This window comes from Streptomyces sp. NPDC059499 (assembly GCF_042749285.1).
Taxonomy (GTDB): Bacteria; Actinomycetota; Actinomycetes; order Streptomycetales; family Streptomycetaceae; genus Streptomyces.
On record NZ_JBHYTT010000003.1, the window covers coordinates 396,652 to 420,957 of the forward strand.

21 protein-coding genes are annotated in these 24,306 nt (G+C 71.8%); 13 read left to right on the plus strand and 8 right to left on the minus strand.

Translation table 11 applies throughout. From position 1 onward, the window contains the following. The first annotated feature begins 112 nt into the window (after positions 1–112). On the plus strand, positions 113–1,552 hold the full coding sequence (locus tag ACFW9O_RS10490) for a PucR family transcriptional regulator (protein WP_384607290.1): 1,440 nt from the start codon (positions 113–115) through the stop codon (positions 1,550–1,552). A 32-nt stretch (positions 1,553–1,584) separates the two neighbouring features. Here ACFW9O_RS10490 and ACFW9O_RS10495 read toward each other — a convergent pair whose 3' ends face one another. Further along, positions 1,585–2,904 carry a GntR family transcriptional regulator gene (locus ACFW9O_RS10495; RefSeq protein WP_384607293.1) on the minus strand — a complete coding sequence of 440 codons (1,320 nt, stop codon included), beginning with the start codon at positions 2,902–2,904 and terminating at the stop codon, positions 1,585–1,587. Positions 2,905–2,951: 47 nt separating this feature from the next. Between ACFW9O_RS10495 and ACFW9O_RS10500 the strand changes: the two genes are divergently transcribed. Continuing rightward, entirely contained in the window at positions 2,952–4,283 is a 1,332-nt protein-coding gene (locus ACFW9O_RS10500) for an MFS transporter (protein WP_384607296.1), read from the plus strand. Positions 4,284–4,576: 293 nt separating this feature from the next. Here ACFW9O_RS10500 and ACFW9O_RS10505 read toward each other — a convergent pair whose 3' ends face one another. Next, entirely contained in the window at positions 4,577–5,011 is a 435-nt protein-coding gene (locus ACFW9O_RS10505) for a hypothetical protein (RefSeq protein ID WP_384607298.1), read from the minus strand. Between the two features lie 105 nt (positions 5,012–5,116). On the opposite strand from ACFW9O_RS10505, the gene ACFW9O_RS10510 reads away from it, so the two are divergent. Beyond that, positions 5,117–5,527, plus strand: a complete 411-nt coding sequence (locus ACFW9O_RS10510; RefSeq protein WP_384607300.1) for a RidA family protein — start codon at positions 5,117–5,119, stop codon at positions 5,525–5,527. An 18-nt stretch (positions 5,528–5,545) separates the two neighbouring features. Here the strand turns inward: ACFW9O_RS10510 and ACFW9O_RS10515 are convergent, their stop codons facing one another. Continuing rightward, a complete protein-coding gene (locus ACFW9O_RS10515; protein WP_384607303.1) occupies positions 5,546–5,887 on the minus strand; it encodes a DUF5713 family protein in 342 nt (113 codons plus the stop codon). A 136-nt stretch (positions 5,888–6,023) separates the two neighbouring features. Between ACFW9O_RS10515 and ACFW9O_RS10520 the strand changes: the two genes are divergently transcribed. After that, a complete protein-coding gene (locus ACFW9O_RS10520; protein WP_384607306.1) occupies positions 6,024–6,599 on the plus strand; it encodes a M23 family metallopeptidase in 576 nt (191 codons plus the stop codon). Between the two features lie 107 nt (positions 6,600–6,706). Here the strand turns inward: ACFW9O_RS10520 and ACFW9O_RS10525 are convergent, their stop codons facing one another. Next, positions 6,707–9,601, minus strand: a complete 2,895-nt coding sequence (locus tag ACFW9O_RS10525; protein WP_384607308.1) for a BTAD domain-containing putative transcriptional regulator — start codon at positions 9,599–9,601, stop codon at positions 6,707–6,709. A 97-nt stretch (positions 9,602–9,698) separates the two neighbouring features. Continuing rightward, complete coding sequence (locus ACFW9O_RS10530; RefSeq protein ID WP_384607311.1) at positions 9,699–10,166, minus strand: Asp23/Gls24 family envelope stress response protein; 468 nt, start codon at positions 10,164–10,166, stop codon at positions 9,699–9,701. 265 nt (positions 10,167–10,431) lie between these two features. Here ACFW9O_RS10530 and ACFW9O_RS10535 point away from each other — a divergent pair, with 265 nt between their 5' ends. Genes ACFW9O_RS10535 through ACFW9O_RS10545 form a run of 3 tightly spaced genes read left to right on the plus strand, consistent with a single transcriptional unit; the run spans position 10,432 to position 13,482 of the window. Then, positions 10,432–11,589, plus strand: a complete 1,158-nt coding sequence (locus ACFW9O_RS10535; RefSeq protein ID WP_383182547.1) for an acyl-CoA dehydrogenase family protein — start codon at positions 10,432–10,434, stop codon at positions 11,587–11,589. A 20-nt stretch (positions 11,590–11,609) separates the two neighbouring features. Next, complete coding sequence (locus ACFW9O_RS10540; RefSeq protein WP_351174816.1) at positions 11,610–12,485, plus strand: acyl-CoA thioesterase II; 876 nt, start codon at positions 11,610–11,612, stop codon at positions 12,483–12,485. Positions 12,486–12,513: 28 nt separating this feature from the next. Then, a complete protein-coding gene (locus ACFW9O_RS10545; protein ID WP_384607316.1) occupies positions 12,514–13,482 on the plus strand; it encodes a cation diffusion facilitator family transporter in 969 nt (322 codons plus the stop codon). Here ACFW9O_RS10545 and ACFW9O_RS10550 read toward each other — a convergent pair. Continuing rightward, a complete protein-coding gene (locus ACFW9O_RS10550) occupies positions 13,479–14,639 on the minus strand; it encodes an epoxide hydrolase family protein (protein WP_384607319.1) in 1,161 nt (386 codons plus the stop codon). The two genes, ACFW9O_RS10545 and ACFW9O_RS10550, sit on opposite strands and share 4 nt — an antisense overlap. A 62-nt stretch (positions 14,640–14,701) precedes the next feature. Here ACFW9O_RS10550 and ACFW9O_RS10555 point away from each other — a divergent pair, with 62 nt between their 5' ends. After that, positions 14,702–15,688 (plus strand): helix-turn-helix transcriptional regulator, encoded by a 987-nt coding sequence (locus ACFW9O_RS10555; RefSeq protein WP_384607321.1) that lies wholly within the window; start codon positions 14,702–14,704, stop codon positions 15,686–15,688. Here ACFW9O_RS10555 and ACFW9O_RS10560 read toward each other — a convergent pair. Then, positions 15,640–16,437, minus strand: a complete 798-nt coding sequence (locus tag ACFW9O_RS10560; protein WP_351174824.1) for a phosphatase — start codon at positions 16,435–16,437, stop codon at positions 15,640–15,642. The genes ACFW9O_RS10555 and ACFW9O_RS10560 overlap by 49 nt on opposite strands. A 77-nt stretch (positions 16,438–16,514) precedes the next feature. Further along, positions 16,515–17,159: a TetR/AcrR family transcriptional regulator gene (locus tag ACFW9O_RS10565; protein WP_384607323.1), complete on the minus strand. Its 645-nt coding sequence runs from the start codon at positions 17,157–17,159 to the stop codon at positions 16,515–16,517. A gap of 99 nt (positions 17,160–17,258) precedes the next feature. Between ACFW9O_RS10565 and ACFW9O_RS10570 the strand changes: the two genes are divergently transcribed. The 5 genes from ACFW9O_RS10570 to ACFW9O_RS10590 all read left to right on the plus strand — a co-directional run bounded on the left by ACFW9O_RS10570 (position 17,259) and on the right by ACFW9O_RS10590 (position 24,297). After that, a complete protein-coding gene (locus tag ACFW9O_RS10570) occupies positions 17,259–18,890 on the plus strand; it encodes a carboxyl transferase domain-containing protein (RefSeq protein WP_384607325.1) in 1,632 nt (543 codons plus the stop codon). A 13-nt stretch (positions 18,891–18,903) separates the two neighbouring features. After that, the gene (locus ACFW9O_RS10575; protein WP_384607327.1) at positions 18,904–20,952 is read left to right on the plus strand and encodes a biotin carboxylase N-terminal domain-containing protein; all 2,049 of its coding nucleotides are present in this window, start codon (positions 18,904–18,906) and stop codon (positions 20,950–20,952) included. Positions 20,953–20,969: 17 nt separating this feature from the next. Then, the gene (locus ACFW9O_RS10580) at positions 20,970–21,917 is read left to right on the plus strand and encodes a hydroxymethylglutaryl-CoA lyase (RefSeq protein WP_384607845.1); all 948 of its coding nucleotides are present in this window, start codon (positions 20,970–20,972) and stop codon (positions 21,915–21,917) included. Between the two features lie 6 nt (positions 21,918–21,923). Next, complete coding sequence (locus ACFW9O_RS10585) at positions 21,924–23,090, plus strand: acyl-CoA dehydrogenase family protein (protein ID WP_384607330.1); 1,167 nt, start codon at positions 21,924–21,926, stop codon at positions 23,088–23,090. A 178-nt stretch (positions 23,091–23,268) separates the two neighbouring features. After that, on the plus strand, positions 23,269–24,297 hold the full coding sequence (locus tag ACFW9O_RS10590; protein WP_384607332.1) for an ABC transporter substrate-binding protein: 1,029 nt from the start codon (positions 23,269–23,271) through the stop codon (positions 24,295–24,297). The last annotated feature ends 9 nt before the right edge of the window (positions 24,298–24,306 follow it).

Below are 24,306 nucleotides of genomic sequence, written 5' to 3' on the forward strand. Positions count from 1 at the left end.
CCGTCTCGTCTCGATACACGGGGCGTGTGTCGAGAAGACGGTAGGTGGCCGGAAGCCGACGCTGAAGTGTACGTTTCATCCACTCCCTGCTCACCTAATGGATGGACCGTCCATGCCGGACTCCCCCGCCGGGCCGCCGACCCCTCCCATCCCCCTGGCCGAACTGCTGGCCAGGGAGGAACTCGGGCTGCGCCGGATCGCCGGTCCGGACCACGCGGATCTGCTGTGGGTGCACACCTCGGAGATGGCCGACCCGTATCCGTATCTGCTCGGCGGCGAGCTTCTGCTGAGTGCCGGGGTGCTGCTCACCGACCCGGACACGTATGTGGCCCGGCTGGTGGAGGCGGGGGCGGCGGCGCTCGGTTTCGGGGTGGCGCCGGTGCACGACACGGTGCCGGCGGCGCTGGTGGAGGCATGCGACCGGCACGGTCTGCCGCTGCTGGAAGTGCCCCCACAGACCCCCTTCACGGCGATCGCGCGGGCGGTGTGGCGGCTGATGGCGGAGGCCCGCCACCGCGAGCTGCGCCGGGTGACCCGCGCCCAGCAGGCCCTGGCGACGGCAGCCGCACGGCCCGACCCGGTGCCCGCGGTGCTCCACCAGCTCGCCGTGCAGCTGGAGGGCCGGGTGGTGCTGCTCACCCGGGAGGGCGAGGAGCTGCACACGGCGGGCGGCCATCCGCCGCCGGACGAGCGTGCGGCTCTGGCCCAGCTGTCCCGGGTGGTCTCCTCCGGCCGGCGGGCCTCCCCGGCTTCCGCGACCGACACCCTGGCCGGCACGCAGCTCGCCGCCTACGCGCTGAGCGGCGGTCAGGGGCTGGCCCTGGCCCTGGCGACCCGTCGGCGCCACCCCGGCGACCACACCGTCGCCGGGATTGCCGTCGTCCTGCTCGCCCTGCTGACCGCCCCGCACCAGGGCGCGGACGCGGCGGGCCGTGCGGCGGCGCTCGTACGGATGCTGCTGGGGGCACCCCCGGAGCAGGTGGCCCCGCTCCTCTCGGACGACGGCGCGCCCTGGACGGTGGTCCATGCCCGCCGCGCGGACGGCACGGTCCCCGACCCGCTCACCGCGGGAGCACTGGGTGCGTCGCTGGGCTCCGCCCTGGTCGACGCGAACGGCGAAACGGTGCGTGTCCTGCTCACCGGCGGCCGCGGGGCGACGGCGCAGCCGGGCTGGATCCTCGGCGCGTCCGCCCCCTCCCCCGCCACGGCCCTGCCCACCGCCGACACCGAGGCGGCCCGCGCCCTGGGCCGCGCGGAGGCCACCCGCTCCCCGCTGGTCACGCACCGTGCCGGTTCCGGAGGCTTGGCGGCCCTGGTCCCCGCCGACCTCGCCGAGGCACACGCCCGTACCCTCCTGGCCCCGCTCACCGCACCCCTGGCCGAGACGCTGCGGTGCTGGCTGAGCCTGCACGGCAGCTGGGACCGGACGGCCGTGGCCCTGCGGATCCACCGCAACACGGTCCGCCAGCGCATCGCCCGCTGCGCGGAGCTGCTGGAGGCGGACCTGGACGACATGGACGTACGGGCGGAGTTGTGGCTGGTACTGCGCTGAACGGACGGCGCCGACGCCCTCACCGGGCCGGTCTAACCCCCGTACACCGCTTGTGACTCCGCGAGGGTGTCCGCGAAGTCGCGGGCGAGAAGCCGGGATTCGGCGGGGGTCAGGGTGGCGGTGGTGACGCGCACGCCGGGCGGGGACGCGATACGGAAACGAGTGCCGGCCGCGGTCCACCAGCCGCGTGTGCGCAGCCCGTTGACGACGGCGGACTCGTCCCGGACGGGCACCCACACGTTGAGGCCGCTCACGCCGTGGGAGGAGATGCCGTGCTGCCCCAGCGCGGCACCCAGGGCATCGCGGCGCGTGGTGTACGTGTCGGCGGCCCCTGCCACCAGCCGGGTCACCGCCGGGTCGGTCAGGAGATCCGCCACGGTCGTCTGCAGGATGTGGCTGACCCATCCGGAGGTCAGCAGCATCCGGCCGTCGTGGCGCGCGAGGGTGGTGGGGTCGCAGGCGAGGGCGGCCCAGCGCAGATCGATGCCCAGGTGCTTGGACACGGTGCGCACCTGCGCCCAGCGGGGCAGCGCGCCGGAGGTGAGGCTCACCGCGGCCGCGCCGGCGATGTCCGCGTTGTGATCGTCCTCCACGACCAGCACGTCGGGGAAGTCGCCCAGCACGGACAGGAGTTCGTCCCTGCGCCCGACGGTGAAGCGCCCGCCGAGCGGGCTCTGGGCGCGGGGACTGCACACCAGTGCGCGTGCCCCCGCGCGCAGGGCCGCCCGCAGCGCCTCGGGGCGGACGCCCTCGTCGTCGACCGCCACCGGCAGCATGCGCAGCGCGAGTGCCGGGACGAGGTCGAGGAGGTGGTGGAAGCCGGGATCCTCCACGGCCACGGCGTCGCCGGGTCTGAGCTCGGTGGACAGCAGCCGCGCGATGCAGTCCAGCGCCCCGTGGGCGAACGTCACGGAACCGGTGGGCACGCCGTCGCGGGCGAACCAGTCGTGGGCCGCCTCCTCGAGTGCGGCGAGCCTCGGCGCGGCCCGGTGCGATCCGGGCACGGGCTCGACCCGCGCGGGCGGGGTCAGCACCGGAAGGCAGGCGGGATCGGGGTGCCCGCCCGCCAGGTCACGCAACCCCGACGGCACCCGGGGAGGCCGCCGCGAGGTGACGACGGGGGCGGACGCCACGACCGTGCCGCCGCGCCCCAGGGTCACCACCACTCCGCGCCCGCGCAGCTCCTTGTAGGCGGCCGCCACCGTGCCCGCGCTCACGCCCAGTTCCTCGGCGAGCCGGCGCACCGGGGGCAGCGAGGAGCCCGGGTGCAGCGTGCCGTCGGCCACGTGGCTTTCGACGGAGGCGGAAATCTCCCTGGCCGTACCACCCGTGATCCCATATTGTTCTGCCACAGAGAGAAGTTTGTACCGACACAAAGTTCATGTCAAGGGGGATCCTGATGCAGCCGACACCGAGCCGCGTCCCGTTCGTCCGGCGCCTGGCCGTCCCGGGCGGCCGGGACGGACGGCTGATGCTGGTGGTCGCGATCGTCGACAAGGTCGGCACCGGCCTGTGGATGAGCGTGGCGACGCTCTACTTCGTCTACGTCACGCATCTGTCGGTCTCCCAGATCGGCCTGCTGCTGGGGGTGTCCGGCATCCTCGGCATCGCGGGGCCCCCGCTCGCCGGGCGGCTGGCCGACCGCTTTCCCGTCACCCGCCTGCTGGTCGCCGCCCAACTGGTCAGGGGTGCGGCCCTGGTGGCGTTGCTGACCACGCACGACTTCGGACTGCTGGTCCTGTACTCGGCACTGGGCGCGCTGCCCGACCGGGCGTCGAGCGTGCTGACCAAGCTGTTCGCCGCACGTGTGGCCGGCCCGCAGCGCGTCCGGTACCAGGCGATCCAGCGCACCGCGGTGAACATCGGGTGGGCCGTGGGCGGCACGGGAGCCGCTGCCGTACTCACGGTCGGAACCGTCCTCGCCTATCAGGTACTGCTCCTCGCCAACGCCGCGTCCTACCTGGTCATGGCGGTCCTCACGCTCCGGTGCACGGAGCCGCCCGCCCCCGGCCGTGTCGTCGCCGGGCCCGGTGCCGCCGCCGGCGGGAAGGCTCCGCCGCTCGCGCGTACCGAGGGGGCGACGCCCTGGCGCGACCGCCGCTACCTCGCCTTCACCGGTACGGAGATCTGGCTGTTCCTGGACGACAGCGTGCTCCAGGTCGGATTCCCGCTCTGGATCGTCCACGCCACCAGCGCCCCGGTCGGGCTGGCACCACTCGTCCTCGTCCTCAACAGCGTCCTGGTGATCGGGCTCCAGGTCCCCCTCTCCCGCTTCGGGGAGACCCGCGCCGCGGCCCGTCGCCTCCTCGTCCCGATCGGTGCCGCGTTCCTGACGGGAGGAGTGGCGCTCGCGGCCTCGGCCGGAGGCGGCCCCTGGTTCGCCACCGCCGCCGTCGTCGTCGCGGCCGTCGCCTTCACCCTGGCGGAGATCCTGCACTCCCTCTCCTCCTGGGAACTCTCCGTCGCGCTCGCACCCCCTGAGGCGCAGGGCGCCTACCTCGGGGTGCACGGCCTGGCCCAGTCGGCGCAGCGCAGCCTGGGCCCTGTCGTCGTCGGGGCCGCGGTGAGCGCCGGCCCGATTGCCTGGCCGGTGCTCGGCGCCACCCTGGCGCTGGCCTGCCTGGCCCAGCACCGGCTGGTCCGGCCGAAAACCGCCCCGGAAGCCCCCGAGGCGCGGGCCCGGCCGAGTACCGCGAAGCCCGCAGGAGTACGGCAGTCCGACGTCTCCTGACGCCCTTGCCCGCAAGGGGGGCCGGGCATCGAAGCGGACGCCCGCGACACGCTGGAACGGGCGGGCGGCAGCCGGCACCGGAACTTCTGGTCCCTCGACCATCACCGCGCCGTCCGCAAGGAGTTGACCGCCGCGAAGGCCCCGCGCCCGGCACCCGCCGCGCCGGCGGAAGCCCCCGCGGAAGGCCCCGCCGCGGTCCCGCCGCCCGTGCACGAGCGGTTCGCCCGCGCCTGGGCGGAGGGGGCGGCACGGCCTCGGACGAAGGCATGACGCCGCTGCTGTGAGCCGACCGCTCACCCGTGGGAACGTGCCGGGGTGTCACTGATCGGCGCAGGAGTCAGGGCCATCCTCACGAGCGTCCCCGATGCGTTGATCAGCAGCTCCGGCACGTGTTCCTCGTAGAACCGGACCTGGCCGATGACGCCCTCGGTGCCGCAGTGGCGGGCCAGCCGCTCCAGGAGCGCGTCCAGATCGGGGAGGAGCTCGGCATGCACCTCCTGCCGCGCGGTGAGCGCCCAGCCGTCGCCGGTTCGGGCGACCTCTCCCACCAGGAGGCCCCCGATGCGCATCGCCGGCCCGCGTTCGGCGAGCAGGGGCACCCAGTCGTCCGGCTCGCCCTCCCGCGCGTCCGGATGCGTCCCGAGGTGCCGGCGGAGATCGTCCATCACCGCGCCCGGCAAGGAGGCCCGGAGGTCCAGTGCGAGATCCACTGCGTACATGTCACCCATTCCCGCAGCTTAGGGGCCCTCGGGGCGGGCCGGCCGAAAAGGCGGGGCGGGGGCGGGGAACTCTTGTGAGGATGAGGGCACTTCGACCCAGGAGGCCTGAACACCATGCCCGGTACCGTCACGCTGATCCGTTCCACCCGCTTGTCCGACGTCGCCCAGTACGCCTACGCGGCCACGGCACCCGCCGGCGCACGGCCGGTCTTCCTCGCCGGGGCGTGCCCGCTGAACGAGGACGGCTCGACGGCGGCTGTCGGCGACTACGCGGGCCAGGCGGCGAAGGCGTTCGAGAACATGCGGACCGCTCTCGCGGCCGCGGGCGCCTGCCTGGAGGACGTCATCAGCACGCGGGTGCTCGTCGCGTCGACGCGACAGGAGGACCTGGTGTCCGCCTGGGACGTGGTCCGGGCGGCGTTCGGTGACCATGACGCCCCGAGCACGTTGCTGGGCGTCACCGTGCTCGGATACGCCGACCAGCTCGTGGAGATCGAAGCCGTCGCCGCGGTGGTCGACTGCTGACGCCGCTCCCGCCGTCCGTCACCACTCGCGGGTGGCGATCAGCTCCTCAACGTCGGCGTCCGCGAACCCGTACGCCGTGGCGACGGCCCAGAAGTTTTCGGCTATCTCCTCGCGGGCGACGGTCTCGATCTCGCTCCCGGCCGCCTCGAACTCCGCCTCCAGGGCGTTGAACTCGTCGGTCGCCGCCGTGGTCAGCACGTACAGCGCGGCCAGGTCTGCCGGGCGCTCGGCCTCGATCCGTTCGCAGAGCCGGACCAGGACGGCCCTGCCCTTGTCCACGACGGGGTCGGGGAAGTACCCGTCCTCGTACAGCCCCCGCAGGAACGCGTACTCCGCCATGCGCTGGTTCGTGATCGCCACGGCGATCCCCCCGTCCACTCGGTGATCCGTCACCCCGATGCTGCACCACACCACTGACAACACCGGGCGGAATGTATCCGCCGTGTATGCCCGCCTCCTTGAATCGCCGTGTCACCCGACGACAAGGGGAGAAACCATGCACAGGAATTTTCGCCGGTCGCTGATCACCATGAGCGCGGTCGCGGCCACCGTGCTCACCGTTCCGGCCGCTGTCGCGGCGCCGGTCGTGGACTCGTCGGAGGCCGCTGTGGCCGCGCGGCCCGCCTTCAAGATGCCTTTCGAGTGCGACCAGACCTGGCTCGGCAGCAACTGGTCGGGGCACAGTCCCGCGCACGCGATCGACTGGAACCACTACGACGCGAACGGCACCCCCGACGACGAGGGCCGCCGGGTGTTCGCCAGCGCGGGTGGCACGGTGCTCGAATCGTATTACTCGACGGGCGCCGGGTACGGGAACACGATAGTCATCGGTCACGGGGGCGGCTGGCAGACGCGGTACGCCCATCTGAAGACTCGTTCGGTGGCCGCCGGCGCCACGGTGAACGTGGGCCAGAAGATCGGCGAGGTCGGCAACACGTCCGCCCTGTACGACATCACCCCCCACCTCCACTACGAGCAGAAGCTCAACGGCGCGGTCGTCGTCGCGGTCGTCCAGGGCGTCACGTGGAGCGACTACCTCAAGCGCAACCAGGTCAGCACCAACAGATGCTGACCCGCCGCCGGGTGCTGCCGAAAGGACGGGCCGGCACCCGGTGACCCCTGTGCCAGGTGCGGGTGCGACGGCGGTTGCACCCGCACCTGTTCTCCGTCGGCGCCGCCTCAGCGCATCGAGCGGAGTTTCGCGTCCACCCGTCCGGCCTCGTCGGACAGGCCCAGGCGGCGCCAGGTCGCGAGGGAGCGGTGGAAGTAGTGCCGCGCGGTCTGCTTGCGGCCGGTGGCGTCGTGCAGCTCGCCCAGCAGGCCGGCCACCCGGGCCTCGGCGCGGCGGTCCCCGAGCTGCTGCTGCACGGCGAGTGCCCCGATCAGCAGCGCCGACGCCTCACCTGCGTCGCCCTGCCGCAGGCACAGTTCCGCGATGCTCTGCTGCACGTAGGCGGCGCAGTGCAGATCGGCCAGCTCGTCGAAGATGCCGAGGGCCCGCTCCAGTTCGCCGCGCGCCGACTGCGGTTCGCCACGCAGCTCGTGCAGCACGGCGACCCTGCGGCGCACCTGTGCCTCGCGGTGCCGGTCCCCGTCGGCACGGGACAGCTCCAGGGCCCCGCGCAGCCAGCCGGCCGCGGTCTCCGGGTCCTTACGCTCCAGCCAGACGGAGGCGATCGCGTTGCGTGCCACCGCCTCGCCGTGCCGGTCGCCGGCCGCGGCGAAGTCCTGGAGCGCGGTGGTGAACGTTCCGAGCGCGGTGCTGAGATCGCCCACGACCCGGTGGACCGAGCCGGCCCCCACCGCGGCGATCGCTTCCCCCGTCGGGTGACCGAGCTCGGCGAAGAGCGCCCTGGCACGGTCGAAGGACGCGAGCGCGTCGGGGTACCGGTCCTGGTAGAGATGCAGCTGGCCGAGGTTGCGCAGCAGGGCCGCCGCTCTGAGGTCGTCGTGGTGCGGCATGGCGTCGAGCACGAGTCGGTGGGTCCGCAGCCAGTCCCCGTAGTAACCCCGCATGTCGAAGAAGCCGGCCAGTTCGATCGCGAGGTCGGCGGCCCGGTCGGTCCGTCCGAGCCGGACGGCCGCGTCGACGCCGGCGACGAGGTTGCGGTGCTCGCTCTCGAACCAGTCCACGGGCCGGGCACGCACCGTGGAGGCGACAGCGTGCGCCGGCCCTTCCGGCAGTCCCCGCTCGTCGGGCTCGCCCAGCACGCCGAGGAAGCGGGTGGGCATGGCGGCGTTGGCGGAGCGGGAGAGGGCGGTGAGCGCGTCGATGACCCGGAGGCGCCGCCGCAGCCGTATCTCCTGATTGTCCGTCAAGGCGATTTCCCGTGCGTACGACCGCAGCAGGTCGTGCATGCGGTAGCGGTTCAGACCGAGATGATCCCTGCCCACGACTTCGACGAGGTGTTCGTCGAGCAGGGTCTCCAGACCCCCCGCCGACTCGCTGTCGCACCCCGTCGCAACGGCGACGAGCCAGCCCGGGACCGCGTCGTCGGGCAGGTCACCGAACGTGCGGAATGCATGGGCGGCGGGCTCGGGCAGATGGCGGTAGCTGAGTTCGGCACCGGCCCGCACCTCCAGCTCACCCCCGGACCGCCCCGCCCCGAGGCGACCGCGCTCGTCGCGCAGCGAATCGGCCAGCGTGCCGACGCTCCAGCCGGGCCGGTTCACGAGCCGGGCGGCCGCGATCCGTACCGCCAGCGGCAGTGATCCGCACTCGACGAGGACACGGTCGGCGTCGGGTCCCTCCCTGCGCAGCCGGTCCGCGCCGACGATGGCCCCGAACAGGGCACGGGCGTCGTCGTGCCGCATCAGCCCGAGCGGGCAGGCGTGCGCCGGCAGACCGGGCATCCGGCGCCGCGAGCTGACCAGTACGGCCGAGCCGCCGGTGCCGGGGAGCAGCGGGCTCACCTGTGCGCTGTCCAGGGCGTCGTCGAGCACGATGAGGAAGCGCCGCTGGGCGAGGCGGGAACGGAACATCGCGGCGCGTTCGCCCGGTTCGCCGGGTATCGCGCTGTCGATGACGCCCAGGCCACGCAGCATCTCGGCCAGGACGTCCGCCGCCTCACGGGGGCACTCGCTCGTTCCGGCCAGGTCGACGAAGAGCTGTCCGTCGGGGAACGTGTCACGCACCCGGTGGGCGACATGCACGGCCAGCGTGGACTTCCCGGCACCCGGTGGCCCCGACACCGCCGCGACCACGGGCTGCCGGCCGGCGGTGGACAGTAACTCCTCCAGGTCGGCGACTTCGACGGCGCGGCCGATGAAGTCGGGTATGTCCATCGGGAGCTGGCAGACAGGAACGGGCGTTGCCGCACGGCGGCGGCCGGCGTAGCCGTTGACCTCGGCGCCGATGGCCCGCAGCGGTTCGCTCGGCCCGATCCCGAGCTCGGCGGCGATCACGTGCTCCGCCTCGGCGTACGCGGACCGCGCCTCGGCGCTGCGGCCCGCGTCGTTCAGCGCGTGCACGAGCATCCGCCACAGGTCCTCCCGCAGAGGACTCTCGGTCAGCCGGGACCGCAGGCCGGAGACCAGGTGGGCGTAGTCCCCGAGCCGGAGCCGCAACTCCAGGCACTCGTCGGCCGCGACCGACCGCAGCCCCTCCAGCCGCGTGATGGCCGGGTCCCACACCACGCTGGAGGCCACGTCCTGGAGCACCCCGCCTCGCCACAGCCCCAGGGCCGTTTCGTAAGCACGCAGTGCGGCGGCGTCGTCACCGCGGTCGCGGGCGGCTCGGGCCGCCGCGAGCCTCTGCTCGAAGAGCAGCAGGTCCACCTGCCCAGGTGCGACGTCCAACGAGTAGCCGGAGGTCTCGGTACGCAGTCCGTCGACAGCCGCGGGAGGCAGCCGCAGCCGTAGCGTCCGTACATACGTGCGCACGTTGGCGACCGCGGACCGAGGTGCGCCACCGGGCCACAGGACCTCCGTCAGCAGGTCCAGTGAGACGAAGCCGTTCGGCTGGAGCAGCAGAGTCGCCAGTACGGCCCGGGGTTTGGCTCCGCCGATCCGTACCGGGACACCGTGCGCCTTCACCTGGAGCGGCCCCAGGACCCCGAATGTCGGCTCCCCCACCGCAGGCCTCCGCGCTCTCGGCAACTGCGGTGCAGCGTAACGATGTTCGAGGACTCTTCAGCCGAAATCCGGGTGACGACTCGTGCGGTCGCGCGGCTCACTGCACGCGGGCGGATGCCCGGCGGCGGTTCTCCTCGCCCTCGCTGTCCTCGTCCTCTTCCTCACCCGGAACATGGACGTCGAAGACGTTGATGTTGATCTCGACGACCTCCAGACCGGTCATCGTCTCCACCGCGTCCGTCACAGCGGTCCTGACCTGCTCGGCGAGCTCATGGATCGGGACGCCGTACTCCACCTCGATGTCGACGTCGATCGCCGTCTGCTTCTCCCCCACTTCCACCTTGACGGCGCGTCCGTGTGCGGACGACCCGGATATCCGCCCGGTGACCGCGCCCAGGGCCTTCGCCGCTCCTCGGCCGACCGAATGCACGCCGTCGGTCTCGCGGATGGCGATTCCGGCGATGGTGGCCACCACGTTGTCGGAGATGGTGGTCCTGCCGCGCCCGGCCTGCCCCCCGCTCCTGTCTGTCGTTGAACTCCCGCCCAGGGACTCGACATCAGCCATGACTGCCTCACAGAGGGTTGTGGCGACGAGGCTGCCCTCGTCCTCGCCGGCTCCTCATTCACTCTGCGCCCGACCGTCGCGCACCGCCATTCGGGTGTACGCAGCGCTCGGGGTCAGCACTCTCCGCTACGGGTGCCCCAGGAGGTGCGGGCGTGCTGAGCATCACCCTGGACAGCCGCTGTGACCGCCGGGTAACTTTGACCAGGACTGAGCAAGCGCTTAGCCACCCGCGATCGAAGCTGCAGCTGACACCAGGAGGCATCCCGTGCGCCGTACGGTTTACAACGAGGACCACGAGGCGTTCCGGGAGACCATCCGCGCCTTCATCGCAGCCGAGGTCGTCCCCGTCTACGACGAGTGGTTCGCCGCGGGTCAGGCGCCGCGCGAGTTCTACCTCAAGCTCGGCGAGCTGGGTGTCTTCGGCATCGAGGTGGACGAGGAGTACGGCGGCGCCGGCATCGAGTCGCACAAGTACGAGGCCGTGATCTACGAGGAGACCGCCCGCGCCGGTGTCTCCTTCGGCGGCTCGGGTGTGCACACCCTGCTCGGCCTGCCGTACATCAAGATGCTCGCCAGCAGCGAGCAGAAGAAGCGCTGGCTGCCGAAGTTCGCCACCGGCGAGGAGATGTGGGCCCTCGCGATGACCGAGCCGGGCACCGGCTCCGACGTCGCGGGCATGAAGACCACCGCCAAGCTCTCCGAGGACGGCACCCACTACGTCCTCAACGGCTCCAAGACCTTCATCACCGGTGGCGTGCATGCCGACCGCGTGATCGTGTGCGCCCGCACGTCCGCGCCCCGCGAGGACGACCGCCGCTTCGGTATCTCCCTGTTCGCCGTGGACACCAAGTCGGCGGGCTACTCGGTCGGCCGCAAGCTGGACAAGCTCGGCCTGAGGGTCTCCGACACCGCCGAGCTCGCCTTCGTCGACGTCAAGGTGCCCGTCGAGGACCTGCTCGGCGAGGAGAACAAGGGCTTCGGCTACCTCGGCACCAACCTGGCGTCCGAGCGCTGGGGCATTGCCTTCGGCGCCTACGCGCAGGCCGCTGCCGCTGTCCGGTTCGCCAAGGAGTACGTGAAGGACCGCACGGTCTTCGGCAAGACCGTCGCCTCGTTCCAGAACACCAAGTTCGAGCTGGCCGCCTGCCAGGCCGAGGTGGACGCCGCCCAGGCCGTCGCCGACCGTGCGCTGGAGGCCCTCGACGCCGGCGAGCTGACCGCCGCCGAGGCCGCCTCCGCGAAGCTGTTCTGCACCGAGGTCGCGCACCGCGTGATCGACCGCTGCCTCCAGCTGCACGGCGGCTACGGCTTCATGAACGAGTACCCGATCGCCCGCCTGTACGCGGACAACAGGGTCAACCGCATCTACGGCGGCACCAGCGAGGTCATGAAGTCGATCATCGCCAAGTCCATGGGTCTGTAAGAGCGGCTACGTTCTTCTCCATGAGCGCAGCACTTGAATCCCTGCTCGATCTGCTCGACCTGGAGCAGATCGAGCAGGACATCTTCCGGGGCATGAGCCGCAGCGCGGTCGTGCCCCGGGTCTTCGGCGGCCAGGTCGCGGCGCAGGCGCTGGTCGCCGCGGGCCGTACGGTCCCCGCGGACCGGTCGGCCCACTCCCTGCACGCGTACTTCCTGCGCCCCGGGGATCCGGGCGCACCGATCGTCTACACCGTGGACCGCATCCGTGACGGGCGGTCCTTCGCCACCCGCCGGGTCGTCGCGGTGCAGCACGGCAAGCCGATCTTCCACCTCTCGGCCTCCTTCCAGGCGTACGAGGAGGGCATGGACCACCAGGCGGCCATGCCGTCCGCCCCGGACCCGGAGACCCTGCCCACGGCCGCGCAGATGCTGCCCAGGTACGCGGACCGCTTCGCCGATCCGCTGATGGTGGACCGGCTGCTCGAGGCGCGGGCCGCGGTCGACCTGCGGTACGTGGACGCCCCGCCGTTCGCCACGGCGGGCGAACCGCGCGAGCCGCGGTCCCAGGTGTGGTTCCGGACGCACGGCAAGCTGGCGGACGATCCCCTGCTGCACGTCTGCATGGCCACGTATGTCTCCGACATGACGCTGCTCGACTCGGTGCTGCTCGCCCACGGGCGCGGCGGCTGGGCGGTCGGCGACGTGGTGGGGGCCAGCCTGGACCACGCGATGTGGTTCCACCGGCCCTTCCGCGCCGACGAATGGCTGCTGTACGACCAGGAGTCGCCGTCGGCCTCCGGCGGGCGCGGTCTCGGCCAGGCCCGGATCTACACGGCGGACGGACAGCTGGCCATCACGGTCATTCAGGAGGGCGTGGTCCGCGTCCCGCGGGACTGAAGGCCCTTATACGGACATACTCCCCACCATGAGTGACGAGAAGAGCCATGGTGGGGAGTCCACGTTCACCGTCGTCGTCGCGATTGCGGCCAACCTCGGAATTGCCGTCGCGAAGCTGGTGGCAGGCCTGATCAGCGCGTCCAGCGCCATGCTCTCGGAGGCCGCGCACTCGGTCGCCGACACCGTCACCCAGATCATGCTGCTCATCGCGCTCAAGCGCAGTCGGAAACCCGCTGACGAGGAGCACCCGCTGGGCTACGGCCCCGAGCGGTACATCTGGGCGATGCTCGCCTCCGTCGCCACCTTCTTCGGCGGCGCGGTCTTCTCGCTCTATGACGGCATCCATGCCCTGATCCACGTGGAGGATCCCGGCGATCCGTTCGTGTCCTACGTCGTGCTCGGCGTCGCGTTCCTTCTCGAGGGCTACTCGCTGCGTACGGGGGTCCGGCAGGTCCGGCACGAGGCTGCCGGCCTCGGTATCCTCGCGCCCCGCTATCTGCGCCGTACCCCCGACACCGCGGTCAAGGCCGTCGTGATGGAGGACTCGGCCGCCCTGGTCGGTCTGCTGCTCGCCGCCGGCGGTCTGCTCGGCGGTCAGCTCTCCGGATCGGGGGTGTGGGACGGCATCGCGTCGGTGCTGATCGGTGTCCTGCTGGTGTTCGTGGCCTGGGTGCTCGGCCGGTCCAACGCCCAGCTGCTGATCGGCCGGTCGCTGCCGGAGGCGATGCGGGCGGGGGTGCGGGAGGAGCTGCTCTCCGTCCCGCACATCGTCGACGTCCTGGAGTTGACCACGCTCATCCAGGGCCCGGACGAGGTGCTGATCGCGGCGAAGGTGGACTTCCGCGACGTGGCGAGTGCCGAGCAGGTCGAATGGGCCTGCGAGGAGGCGGACGAGCAGCTGCGGGAGCGGTACCCCTCGATCCGCCGGGTCTATCTCGACCCGACGCCGGGCCCGGGCCAACGGCGCCGGGCCCGGCGCGGTCCGGACGAGCCCTAGAGGCTCGCGAAGAACTCCCGCACGTCCTCGACCAGTAGCTCCGGCTGTTCCAGGGAGAGGAAGTTGCCGCCGCGGTCGAACTCGGTCCACCGCACGACGTTGTGGTCGCGCTCGGCGTACCGGCGGATGGCGACGTCCGACGGCAGCGCGACGACGACCGCGGTCGGGACCGTGCCGCGCTCCTTGGGCGCCCAGGCGCTCGGGTCGTGGGCCGTCTCGTAGTACAGGTGGGCCGAGGAACCCGCCGTACCTGTGTACCAGTACAGGCTGACGTTGGTCAGCAGCCGGTCCCGGTCCACCGCGTCCTCGGGCAGTTCCTTCGCGGTGTCGGTCCATTCCTTGAACTTCTCCACGATCCAGGCGAGTTGGCCGACCGGCGAGTCGTGCAGTCCGTAGGCCACCGTCTCGGGGCGGGTCGACTGGATGGCGTTGAAGCCCATCTTGTCGTCGCGGAACTGCTGCAGCCGCTCCAGCCGGGTCTGCTCGCCCTCGGTGAGGCCGGCGAAGTCCGCGGGGTCGTCCGACGGGAAGGTGACCAGGCCGTTCACATGGATGCCGACCACGTGGTCGGGCGCGATCCGGCCCATCTCACCGGCGATCCAGGCGCCGCCGCCGTTGCCCTGGACGCCGTACCGCTCGTAGCCGAGGCGGGCCATGAGGGTCGTGAACGCGGCGGCGATCCGGCCGGTGTTCCAGCCGGGCGAGGAGAGCGGCCCGGAGAAGCCGACGCCGGGAGTGGACGTGACGACGACGTGGAAGTCGCGCTTCAGCGGCTCGATGACGTCGGTGAACTGGACGAAGGAACCCGGCCAGTCGTGGATCAGCAGCAGCGGGGTGGCGTCGGCCCTGTCCGAGCGGACGTGCGCGAAGTGGATGTCCTGCCCGTCGATCTCGGTGAGGTACTGCGGGAACTCGTTCAGCCGGGCCTCGGCCTTGTGCCAGTCGAACCCGTTCGCCCAGTACTCGGCGAGCCCCTTCAGGTAGTCGGCGGGTACGCCGCGCGACCAGCCCTCGACGCCGGGCACCCCGGTGTTCCAGCGGGTGCGGGAGAGGCGGTCGTGGAGGTCGTCGATCTCGGCCTGCGGGATCTCGACCCGGAAGGGCCGGACGGCGTCGGCGTGGGCGTTCGAGCTGGTGCTGCTGGTGCTGTTCTCCATGAGCAGAATTCTAGGATTCCAATAGGAAGAATTCGTTCCTATTGGGGCCTCACAGTGGGGGCATGTTGGAAACCTCCGCCCGTCTGCTGCGGCTCCTGTCCCTGCTCCAGTCACCCCGCGAGTGGCCCGGCACCGAACTCGCCGAACGGCTCGGCGTGAGCGGCCGGACGGTGCGCAACGACATCGAGCGTCTGCGCACACTCGGCTACCCGGTGGACGCCACCCGCGGATCGGCCGGGGGTTACCGGCTGGCGGCGGGCAGCGCGATGCCACCGCTGCTCCTGGAGGACGACGAGGCGGTCGCGGTCACCGTCGCGGTGCGCAATGTCGCCGGGAGTTCGATGGCCGGCATGGAGGAGACCTCGCTCCAGGCGCTCGCCAAGCTGGAGCAGGTCCTGCCGCCCCGGCTGCGCCGCCGGGTGCGGGCGCTGCAGCAGTACACCGTGCCGGTGCCCGCCGACCGGCCCGCCCCGGCCGTCGACACGGACGTCCTCATGACGCTGACGGCCGCCTGCCGCGACCACGAGCGTCTGCGCCTGGACTACCGCGACCACGCGGGGGCGTCGACGCGCCGACTGGTCGAACCCCAGCGTGTCGTCAACTGGGGACGCCGCTGGTACCTGGTCGCGTGGGACGTCGACCGGGACGACTGGCGCACCTTCCGCGCGGACCGGATACCCCCGCGCACCCCGTCCGGCCCGCGCTTCGCGCCGCGCGAGGACCCCGAAGGCAACGCGGCGGCCTACGTCGCCGGCAAGGCGTCCGCCGCCGCCTGGCGCCACCGCGCCCGGGTGACGGTGCACGCACCCGCCGCCGCGGTGCTCGAGCGGATCAATCCCGCGGTGGGTTCGGTGGAGGCGGTCGACGCGGAGACCTGTGTCCTGGACACCGGGGCCGACTCACTGGACACGCTCGCCGTCCATCTGGGCATGCTCGGCCACGACTTCACGGTGACGGAGCCGGCCGAGCTGGTCGAGCACCTGCGGGAACTCGCGGCACGCTACGCCAGGTCGACGGGTCCGAGCAGCCCGGCCGCGTCCAGCAGGTAGTCCGTCATCGGGTCGTAGAACCGCGGGTCGGTGACGTGGTCGTCCAGCGGGACGGTGACCTGGAGGGTGCCCTCGGCCTCGCCCAGGAACAGCGCCGGGTCGTTGGAGTCCGCGTACCCGACGGAGTCGAGCCCGCGCTGCCCCGCGCACCCGGCCCATCCGTGGTCGGCCACGACCAGGTCCGGCTGGGGCCGGCCCTCGCGCTCCAGTCCGTCCAGGATCGCGGCCATCGGCGCCGGGGAGTGCGTGTGCCACAGGGTCGCACCGCGTTCCAGCACGGCCACGTCCGCGAACTGGAAGACCATGCCCTCGTCCGCCATGAGCCCGCCGGGGATCCTGACGATCTCGCAGCCGGCGGCCCGCAGGGCCGCCGCGGTCTGCCGGTGCACATCGAGGAGCCCGCCCGGGTGCCCGGTCGCGAACAGCACCCGCTCCGCACCCGCCGCCGCCTTCCGCAGCCGGGCCGCCATCCGGTCCAGGGCGTCGACGGTGAGCTCCGGGTCGATGGTGTCCTGGCCCTGCCGGTGCTCCGGGTCGTCGCTGACCCCGCATCGCTCGGCCATCACGGCCAGCACGTCCTGCTCGTCGCGCCACCGGTCGCCGAGCTCGAGCCCCAGCCAGTAGTGGCGGTCGCCGTTGGCGAGTTTGCGGTAGTGGGAGAGGTTGTTGTCGCGGGGGGTGGCTACGTCGCCCGCGATACGCGTACGGACGAGGTGCTCGACGAGGGCGGCGCGGCTGGGTATCGGCATGAACCCATTGTGCCGTCGGCAACGCGCTGTGTGCCCGGCGTCTTGTACGCCGGACACCGGATCACCACACGAGCTGGTCAGGGCGCTGCGGCCGCCGCCTCGAACGCCCCGCGCGCCAGCCGGTGCAGCAGGGCGGCCGTCGCCTCGCGGCCCGGGAGTGCCTCGGGGCGGGCGAGGTGGGGGGTGGAGTTCAGCAGGCCGAAGACCGCGTGCACGGTGACGCGGGCCTCGTTCTCCGCGAGGCCCGGGTAGAGGGCGCGGACGACCTCGACCCACACCTCCACGTACTGCCGCTGGAGCTGGCGCACCCGCTTGCGGTCCGTGTCGCGCAGCCGGTCGAGCTCGCGGTCGTGGAGGGTGATCAGGGGACGGTCGTCCAGGGCGAAGTCGATGTGGCCCTCGATGAGGGCGTCCAGGAGGTCCTGGGGCGAGCTGCCCGACGAGGCGGCGTCCTCGGTGACGCGGAGCCTGCCGCCGGCGAGCAGGCGCTCGCTGATGCCGACCAGCAGCTCGGCGAGCATCGCGTCCTTGCCCGGGAAGTGACGGTAGAGGCCGGGGCCGCTGATGCCGACCGCCGCCCCTATCTCGTCGACGCCGACACCGTGGAAGCCACGCTCGGCGAAGAGGCGCGCGGCCTCCCTGAGGATCTGTTCGCGGCGGGTGGGAGCCGCGACACGGGAGACGGCACGGGCGGCGGTGCGGTCGGCGGCATTGGTGCTCATGAAGATTCATTCTAGACAGGCGGGTTAGCGCTCGTTAACCTGAACGTAATGCGTTAACGCTTATTAACTTCAGCGGTACGGGCAAGGGGGCTCGACACGATGCAGCAGGCACCGGTCCTGGCGAGCGCGGCCGATCCCGCCTCGGAGGCCTGGCAGGCCAATGAGGCGGCGCATCACGCGCTCGCCGAGGAGCTGCGCACGCGGCTCACCACGGCACGGCTCGGCGGGGGTGAGAAGGCCCGCGCCCGGCATGTGGCGCGCGGCAAGCTGCTGCCCCGGGAGCGGGTGGACACCTTGCTCGACCCGGGTTCGCCCTTCCTGGAGCTGGCGCCCCTGGCGGCCGAGGGGCTGTACGGGGGCGCCGCTCCGGCGGCCGGGGTGATCGCCGGAATCGGGCGGGTCAGCGGCCGGGAGTGCGTGATCGTCGCCAATGACGCGACCGTCAAGGGCGGCACGTACTACCCGATGACGGTGAAGAAGCACCTCCGTGCCCAGGAGGTCGCCCTGGAGAACCGGCTGCCCTGCCTGTACCTGGTGGACTCCGGCGGCGCGTTCCTCCCGATGCAGGACGAGGTGTTCCCCGACCGGGACCACTTCGGGCGCATCTTCTTCAACCAGGCCCGGATGTCCGGGGCCGGTATCCCGCAGATCGCGGCGGTGCTGGGCTCCTGCACGGCGGGCGGGGCGTACGTCCCGGCGATGAGCGACGAGGCGGTCATCGTCCGCAACCAGGGCACGATCTTCCTGGGCGGCCCCCCGCTGGTGAAGGCCGCCACGGGCGAGGTCGTCACGGCCGAGGACCTCGGCGGCGGTGAGGTCCACTCCCGTACGTCCGGGGTCACCGACCACCTCGCCGAGGACGACGCCCACGCGCTGCGGATCGTGAGGAACATCGTCGCGACGCTCCCCGCGCGCGGGGAACTCCCCTGGTCCGTGGAGCCCGCGGACGAGCCCAAGGTCGATCCCGCCGGGCTGTACGGGGCGGTGCCCGTCGACTCGCGCACGCCGTACGACGTGCGGGAGGTGATCGCCCGGGTGGTGGACGGTTCGCGTTTCGCCGAGTTCAAGTCGGAGTACGGCCAGACGCTGATCACGGGCTTCGCCCGGATCCACGGTCACCCGGTCGGCATCATCGCGAACAACGGGATCCTCTTCTCCGAGTCCGCCCAGAAGGGCGCGCACTTCATCGAGCTGTGCGACCAGCGCGGCATCCCGCTGGTGTTCCTGCAGAACATCTCCGGGTTCATGGTCGGCCGGGACTACGAGGCGGGTGGCATCGCCAAGCACGGCGCCAAGATGGTGACGGCCGTGGCGTCCACCCGGGTGCCGAAGCTGACCGTCGTCGTCGGCGGTTCGTACGGCGCGGGCAACTACTCCATGTGCGGCCGCGCCTATTCGCCGCGCTTCCTGTGGATGTGGCCCAATGCCAAGATCTCCGTCATGGGCGGCGAGCAGGCCGCCTCCGTTCTGGCCACGGTCAAGCGGGACCAGATCGAGGGGCGCGGCGAGGAGTGGCCCGCCGAGGACGAGGAGGCCTTCAAGGATCCGGTCCGCGCGCAGTACGAGCAGCAGGGCAGCGCCTACTACGCCACCGCCCGGCTCTGGGACGACGGTGTGATCGACCCGATGGAGACCCGGCAGGTGCTGGGACTCGCCCTGACGGCCTGTGCCAATGCCCCGCTGCCCCAGAAGGATCCCAACGGCCCGGGCTTCGGCGTCTTCCGGATGTGATGTGAGGACTTCCATGTTCAGCACTGTTCTGGTCGCCAACCGTGGCGAGATCGCGGTCCGGGTCATCCGGACCCTGCGCGAGCTCGGCGTACGGTCGGTCGCCGTCTTCAGCGACGCGGACGCGGACGCCCGGCATGTCCGGGAAGCCGATACGGCGGTCCGGATCGGGCCCGCGCCCGCCTCGATGAGTTATCTGTCCGTGGAACGGCTCCTGGACGCGGCCCGCCGCACCGGGGCCGAGGCCGTCCATCCGGGATACGGCTTCCTCGCGGAGAACGCCCACTTCGCGCAGGCCTGCGCGGACGCGGGGCTCGTCTTCATCGGCCCGCCGGCTTCGGCGATCTCACTGATGGGCGACAAGATCCGGGCCAAGGAGACGGTCGCCGCGGCCGGGGTCCCGGTCGTGCCCGGCTCCTCCGGGAGCGAGCTCACCGACGGGCAACTGGCCGAGGCCGCCCGGGAGATCGCCATGCCCGTGCTGTTGAAGCCGTCCGCGGGCGGTGGCGGCAAGGGCATGCGGCTGGTGCGCGACGAGTCGCTGCTCGCGGACGAGATCGCGGCGGCCCGGCGCGAGGCGCGCGCCTCCTTCGGCGACGACACGCTGCTGGTGGAGCGGTGGATCGACCGGCCGCGCCACATCGAGATCCAGGTCCTCGCCGACGGCCACGGCAACGTGGTGCATCTGGGCGAGCGCGAGTGCTCGCTCCAGCGCCGCCACCAGAAGATCATCGAGGAGGCGCCCTCGGTCCTGCTCGACGAGAAGACCCGCGCCTCGATGGGCGAGGCCGCCGTCCAGGCGGCACGGTCCTGCGGGTATGTGGGCGCGGGCACGGTGGAGTTCATCGTCCCGGGCAGCGACCCCGCCTCGTACTACTTCATGGAGATGAACACCCGCCTCCAGGTCGAGCACCCGGTCACCGAGCTGGTCACCGGCCTCGACCTGGTGGAGTGGCAGCTGCGGGTCGCGGCCGGCGAGCGGCTCCCGCACGCCCAGGCCGACATCACGCTCACCGGGCACGCGATCGAGGCCCGGGTCTGCGCGGAGGACCCGGCGCGCGGCTTCCTGCCGTCCGGTGGGACCGTGCTCGCCCTGGACGAGCCGCAGGGCGGCGGGGTGCGCACGGACTCGGGACTCAGCGAGGGCGTGCCGGTCGGCAGCACGTACGACCCGATGCTGTCGAAGGTCATCGCGTACGGCCCGGACCGGGCGACGGCGCTGCGCCGGCTGCGGGCGGCGCTGGCGGACACGGTGGTGCTGGGCGTCCCGACGAACGCCGGGTTCCTGCGGCGGCTGCTGGCGCATCCGGCGGTGGTCGCGGGCGATCTGGACACCGGACTCGTGGAGCGCGAGGCGGACAGCCTGGTGCCGGCGGGCGTGCCCGAGGAGGTGTACGCGGCGGCCGCACTGCTGCGGCAGGCGCCGGCCGCCAGGACCTCCGGCTGGGTCGACCCGTTCTCCGCGGTCGACGGCTGGCGCCTCGGCGGTACGCCCGCCGCGACCTTCCACCACTTCCGCGTACCGGGCCATGACCCGGTGCGGGTGAGCCTGCGCACGGCTGCGGGGGGCACGGCCGAGCTGGCGTTCGGCCACGCCGGGGACCGGGACGAGCGGGCCGACGCGTGCGGGCCCGTGCCCTCGCTGCCCGGCGCGCAGGTGTCCCGGTTGGTGGAGTCGACCGCGCGGCGGGTCACCGTCGAACTCGACGGCCTCACCCACGCGTTCAGCCTGGCTGCCTCCGCGGACGGGGTCTGGCTCGGCCGGGACGGGGACACCTGGCACGTCCAGGACCACGACCCGGTGGAGGCATCCCTCAGCGGCGCCGCGAGGTCCGGGGCCGACACGCTCGCGGCGCCCATGCCGGGAACGGTGACGGTGGTGAAGGTGGCCGTCGGGGACGAGGTCGCGGCCGGACAGAGTCTGCTCGTGGTCGAGGCGATGAAGATGGAGCACGTCATCTCCGCCCCGCACGCGGGAACGGTCACCGAGCTGGACGTCACCGCCGGTGCCACGGTCGCCATGGACCAGATCCTGGCCGTGGTGGCCCCGAGGGAGGAATCGTGACCGACACCGATCTGCCCATGAACGTGCCCGCTCAGGGGCTGCCGGACCGGGTCCGCATCCATGAGGTCGGGGCCCGCGACGGGCTGCAGAACGAGAAGGCCGTGGTGCCGACGGAGGTGAAGGCGGAGTTCATCCGCCGGCTCGCCGTCGCCGGGCTGTCCACGATCGAGGCGACCAGCTTCGTCCACCCGAAGTGGGTGCCCCAGCTCGCCGACGCCGAGCAGTTGTTCCCGCTGCTCGGGGACGTCGCGGATGTCGGGGACGTGGCGCTGCCCGTCCTCGTGCCGAACGAACGCGGTCTGGACCGGGCACTGGCCCTCGGGGCGCGGAGGATCGCGGTCTTCGGGTCGGCGACGGAGACGTTCGCCGCCCGCAATCTCAACCGCACCGTGGACGAGTCGCTCGCCATGTTCGAGCCGGTCGTGGCCCGTGCGAAGGCGGAGAAGGTCCATGTGCGGGGCTATCTGTCGATGTGCTTCGGCGATCCGTGGGAGGGCGCCGTGCCCCTCGCCCAGGTCGTCCGGGTGGCGAGGGCGCTGATGGACCTCGGCTGCGACGAGCTCTCCCTCGGCGACACGATCGGCGTCGCCACCCCGGGCCACGTGACCGCACTGCTGTCCGCGCTGAACGGGGCGGGGGTGCCCACCGACACGATCGGGGTGCACTTCCACGACACGTACGGCCAGGCGCTCTCCAACACCCTGGCCGCGCTCCAGCAGGGGGTGACGACGGTGGACGCCTCCGCGGGCGGCCTCGGCGGCTGCCCGTACGCGAAGAGCGCGACCGGGAATCTCGCCACCGAGGATCTCGTGTGGATGCTCGACGGCCTCGGTATCGAAACCGGGGTCGATCTCGGCGCACTCACCGCCACGAGCGTGTGGATGGCCGAACAGCTGGGCCGCCCCAGCCCGTCCCGAACCGTCAAAGCGCTCTCGGCGTCACAAGCGCCGTCGCACAAGGAGTGACGTTCCATGTCCCTGGACCACCGGCTGACCGCCGAGCACGAGGAACTGCGCCGTACCGTCGAGGAGTTCGCCCACGACGTCATCGCGCCGAAGATCGGCGACTTCTACGAGCGCCATGAGTTCCCGTACGAGATCGTGCGGGAGATGGGGCGGATGGGCCTGTTCGGCCTGCCGTTCCCGGAGGAGTACGGCGGCATGGGCGGGGACTATCTCGCCCTCGGGATCGCCCTGGAGGAGCTGGCCCGGGTCGACTCCTCCGTGGCGATCACGCTGGAGGCCGGGGTCTCGCTGGGTGCGATGCCGGTCTACCGCTTCGGTACCGAGGAGCAGAAGCAGCGCTGGCTGCCGAAGCTCTGCGCGGGCGAGGCGCTCGGCGCGTTCGGGCTGACGGAGCCGGACGGCGGGTCGGATGCCGGCGGCACCCGCACGACGGCCGTGCTGGACGAGGCCACGGACGAGTGGGTGATCAACGGTTCCAAGTGCTTCATCACCAACTCCGGTACGGACATCACGGAGCTGGTCACGGTCACGGCGGTGACGGGCCGCAAGGAGAACGGCGCGCCCCGCATCTCGTCGATCATCGTGCCCTCCGGCACCCCCGGCTTCACGGTCGCGGCGCCCTACTCCAAGGTCGGCTGGAACGCCTCGGACACCCGTGAGCTGTCCTTCTCCGACGTCCGCGTCCCGGCGGCGAACCTGCTGGGCGAGGAGGGCCGGGGCTACGCGCAGTTCCTGCGGATCCTGGACGAGGGCCGGATCGCGATCTCCGCGCTGTCGACGGGCCTGGCGCAGGGCTGTGTGGACGAGTCGGTGAAGTACGCGAGGGAGCGGCACGCCTTCGGGAAGCCGATCGGTGCCAACCAGGCCATCCAGTTCAAGATCGCGGACATGGAGATGCGGGCGCACATGGCCCGGATCGGCTGGCGGGACGCGGCCTCGCGGCTGCTGGCGGGCGAGCCGTTCAAGAAGGAGGCGGCGATCGCCAAGCTGTACTCGTCGACGGTGGCGGTGGACAACGCCCGCGAGGCCACCCAGATCCACGGCGGCTACGGCTTCATGAACGAGTACCCGGTGGCGCGCATGTGGCGCGACTCCAAGATCCTGGAGATCGGCGAGGGTACGAGCGAGGTCCAGCGGATGCTGATCGCACGGGAGTTGGGGATGGACGCCTGACGCGGACGAAGGGCCGTCAGGCCACTCGGACGGGCCGCTCGGTCCCCATCGAAGGCCGCTCCGCCGGATACCGGCAGGGCGGCCTTTCGACCCCCCACCTGCCAAGATCTGAGGTTAGGCTAACCTACCCTCGAACCCGTCGGCGGCCAGCCACGACCCGCACGAAAGCAGACAGCCCATGCCCAACGTCCGGCCCACCTCCCTCTCCCGTCGCGGCCTGCTGGCCGTCGGCGGAGCCGTCGGCCTCGGCGCCGTGCTTGCCGCGTGCGGCGACAGCGACTCCAAGGAGTCCGGCGCCGGCTCGGAGTCCGCCAAGTCGGGTCCGTGGACCTTCAAGGACGACCGGGGCCTGACCGCCGAGGCCGGGTCGACCCCGAAGAACATCGTCGCCTTCGTCGGTGTCGCCGCGGCTCTCCACGACTACGGCATCGAGGTCAAGGGCGTCTTCGGCCCGACGAAGACCGCTGACGGCAAGGCCGACGTGCAGGCCGGCGACCTCGACATCAACAAGGTCGAGGTGCTCGGCAACGTCTGGGGCGAGTTCAACGTCGAGAAGTACGCCGGTCTCGCACCGGACCTGCTCGTCACCGCCATGTGGGAGAAGGACGCCCTCTGGTACGTGCCGGACGAGTCCAAGGACAAGATCCTCAAGCTTGCGCCGAGCGCTGCGCTGTGGGCCGCCCAGACCACCATGCCGAAGGCGATCCAGCGCCACGAGGACCTCGCGGCCTCACTCGGCGCCGACGTCAAGGCCAAGAAGGTCACCGACGCCAAGGCACGCTTCGAGAAGGCCGCCGCCCGGCTGCGCGCCGCCGCCAAGTCCCAGCCGAACATCAAGGTGCTGGTCGGCTCGGCGAGCCAGGACCTCTTCTACGTCTCGCTCGCCAAGACGTCCGCGGACACCCTGTACTTCCAGGAGCTCGGCGTGCAGTTCGTCGAGCCGAAGGTCAACGCCGCAGGCTTCTTCGAGGAGCTGAGCTGGGAGAACGTCGACACGTACAAGGCCGACGTCATCATGATGGACAACCGCTCCTCGGCCCTGCAGCCCGACGCCCTGACCTCGAAGCCGACGTGGGCGCAGCTGCCCGCCGTCAAGGCCGGCCAGATCGTCCCGCGTACGACGGAGCCCATCTACTCGTACGACAAGTGCGCGCCGATCCTCGAGGACCTGGCCGAGGCCATCGAGAGCGCCAAGAAGGTCAGCTGATCCCCGGCC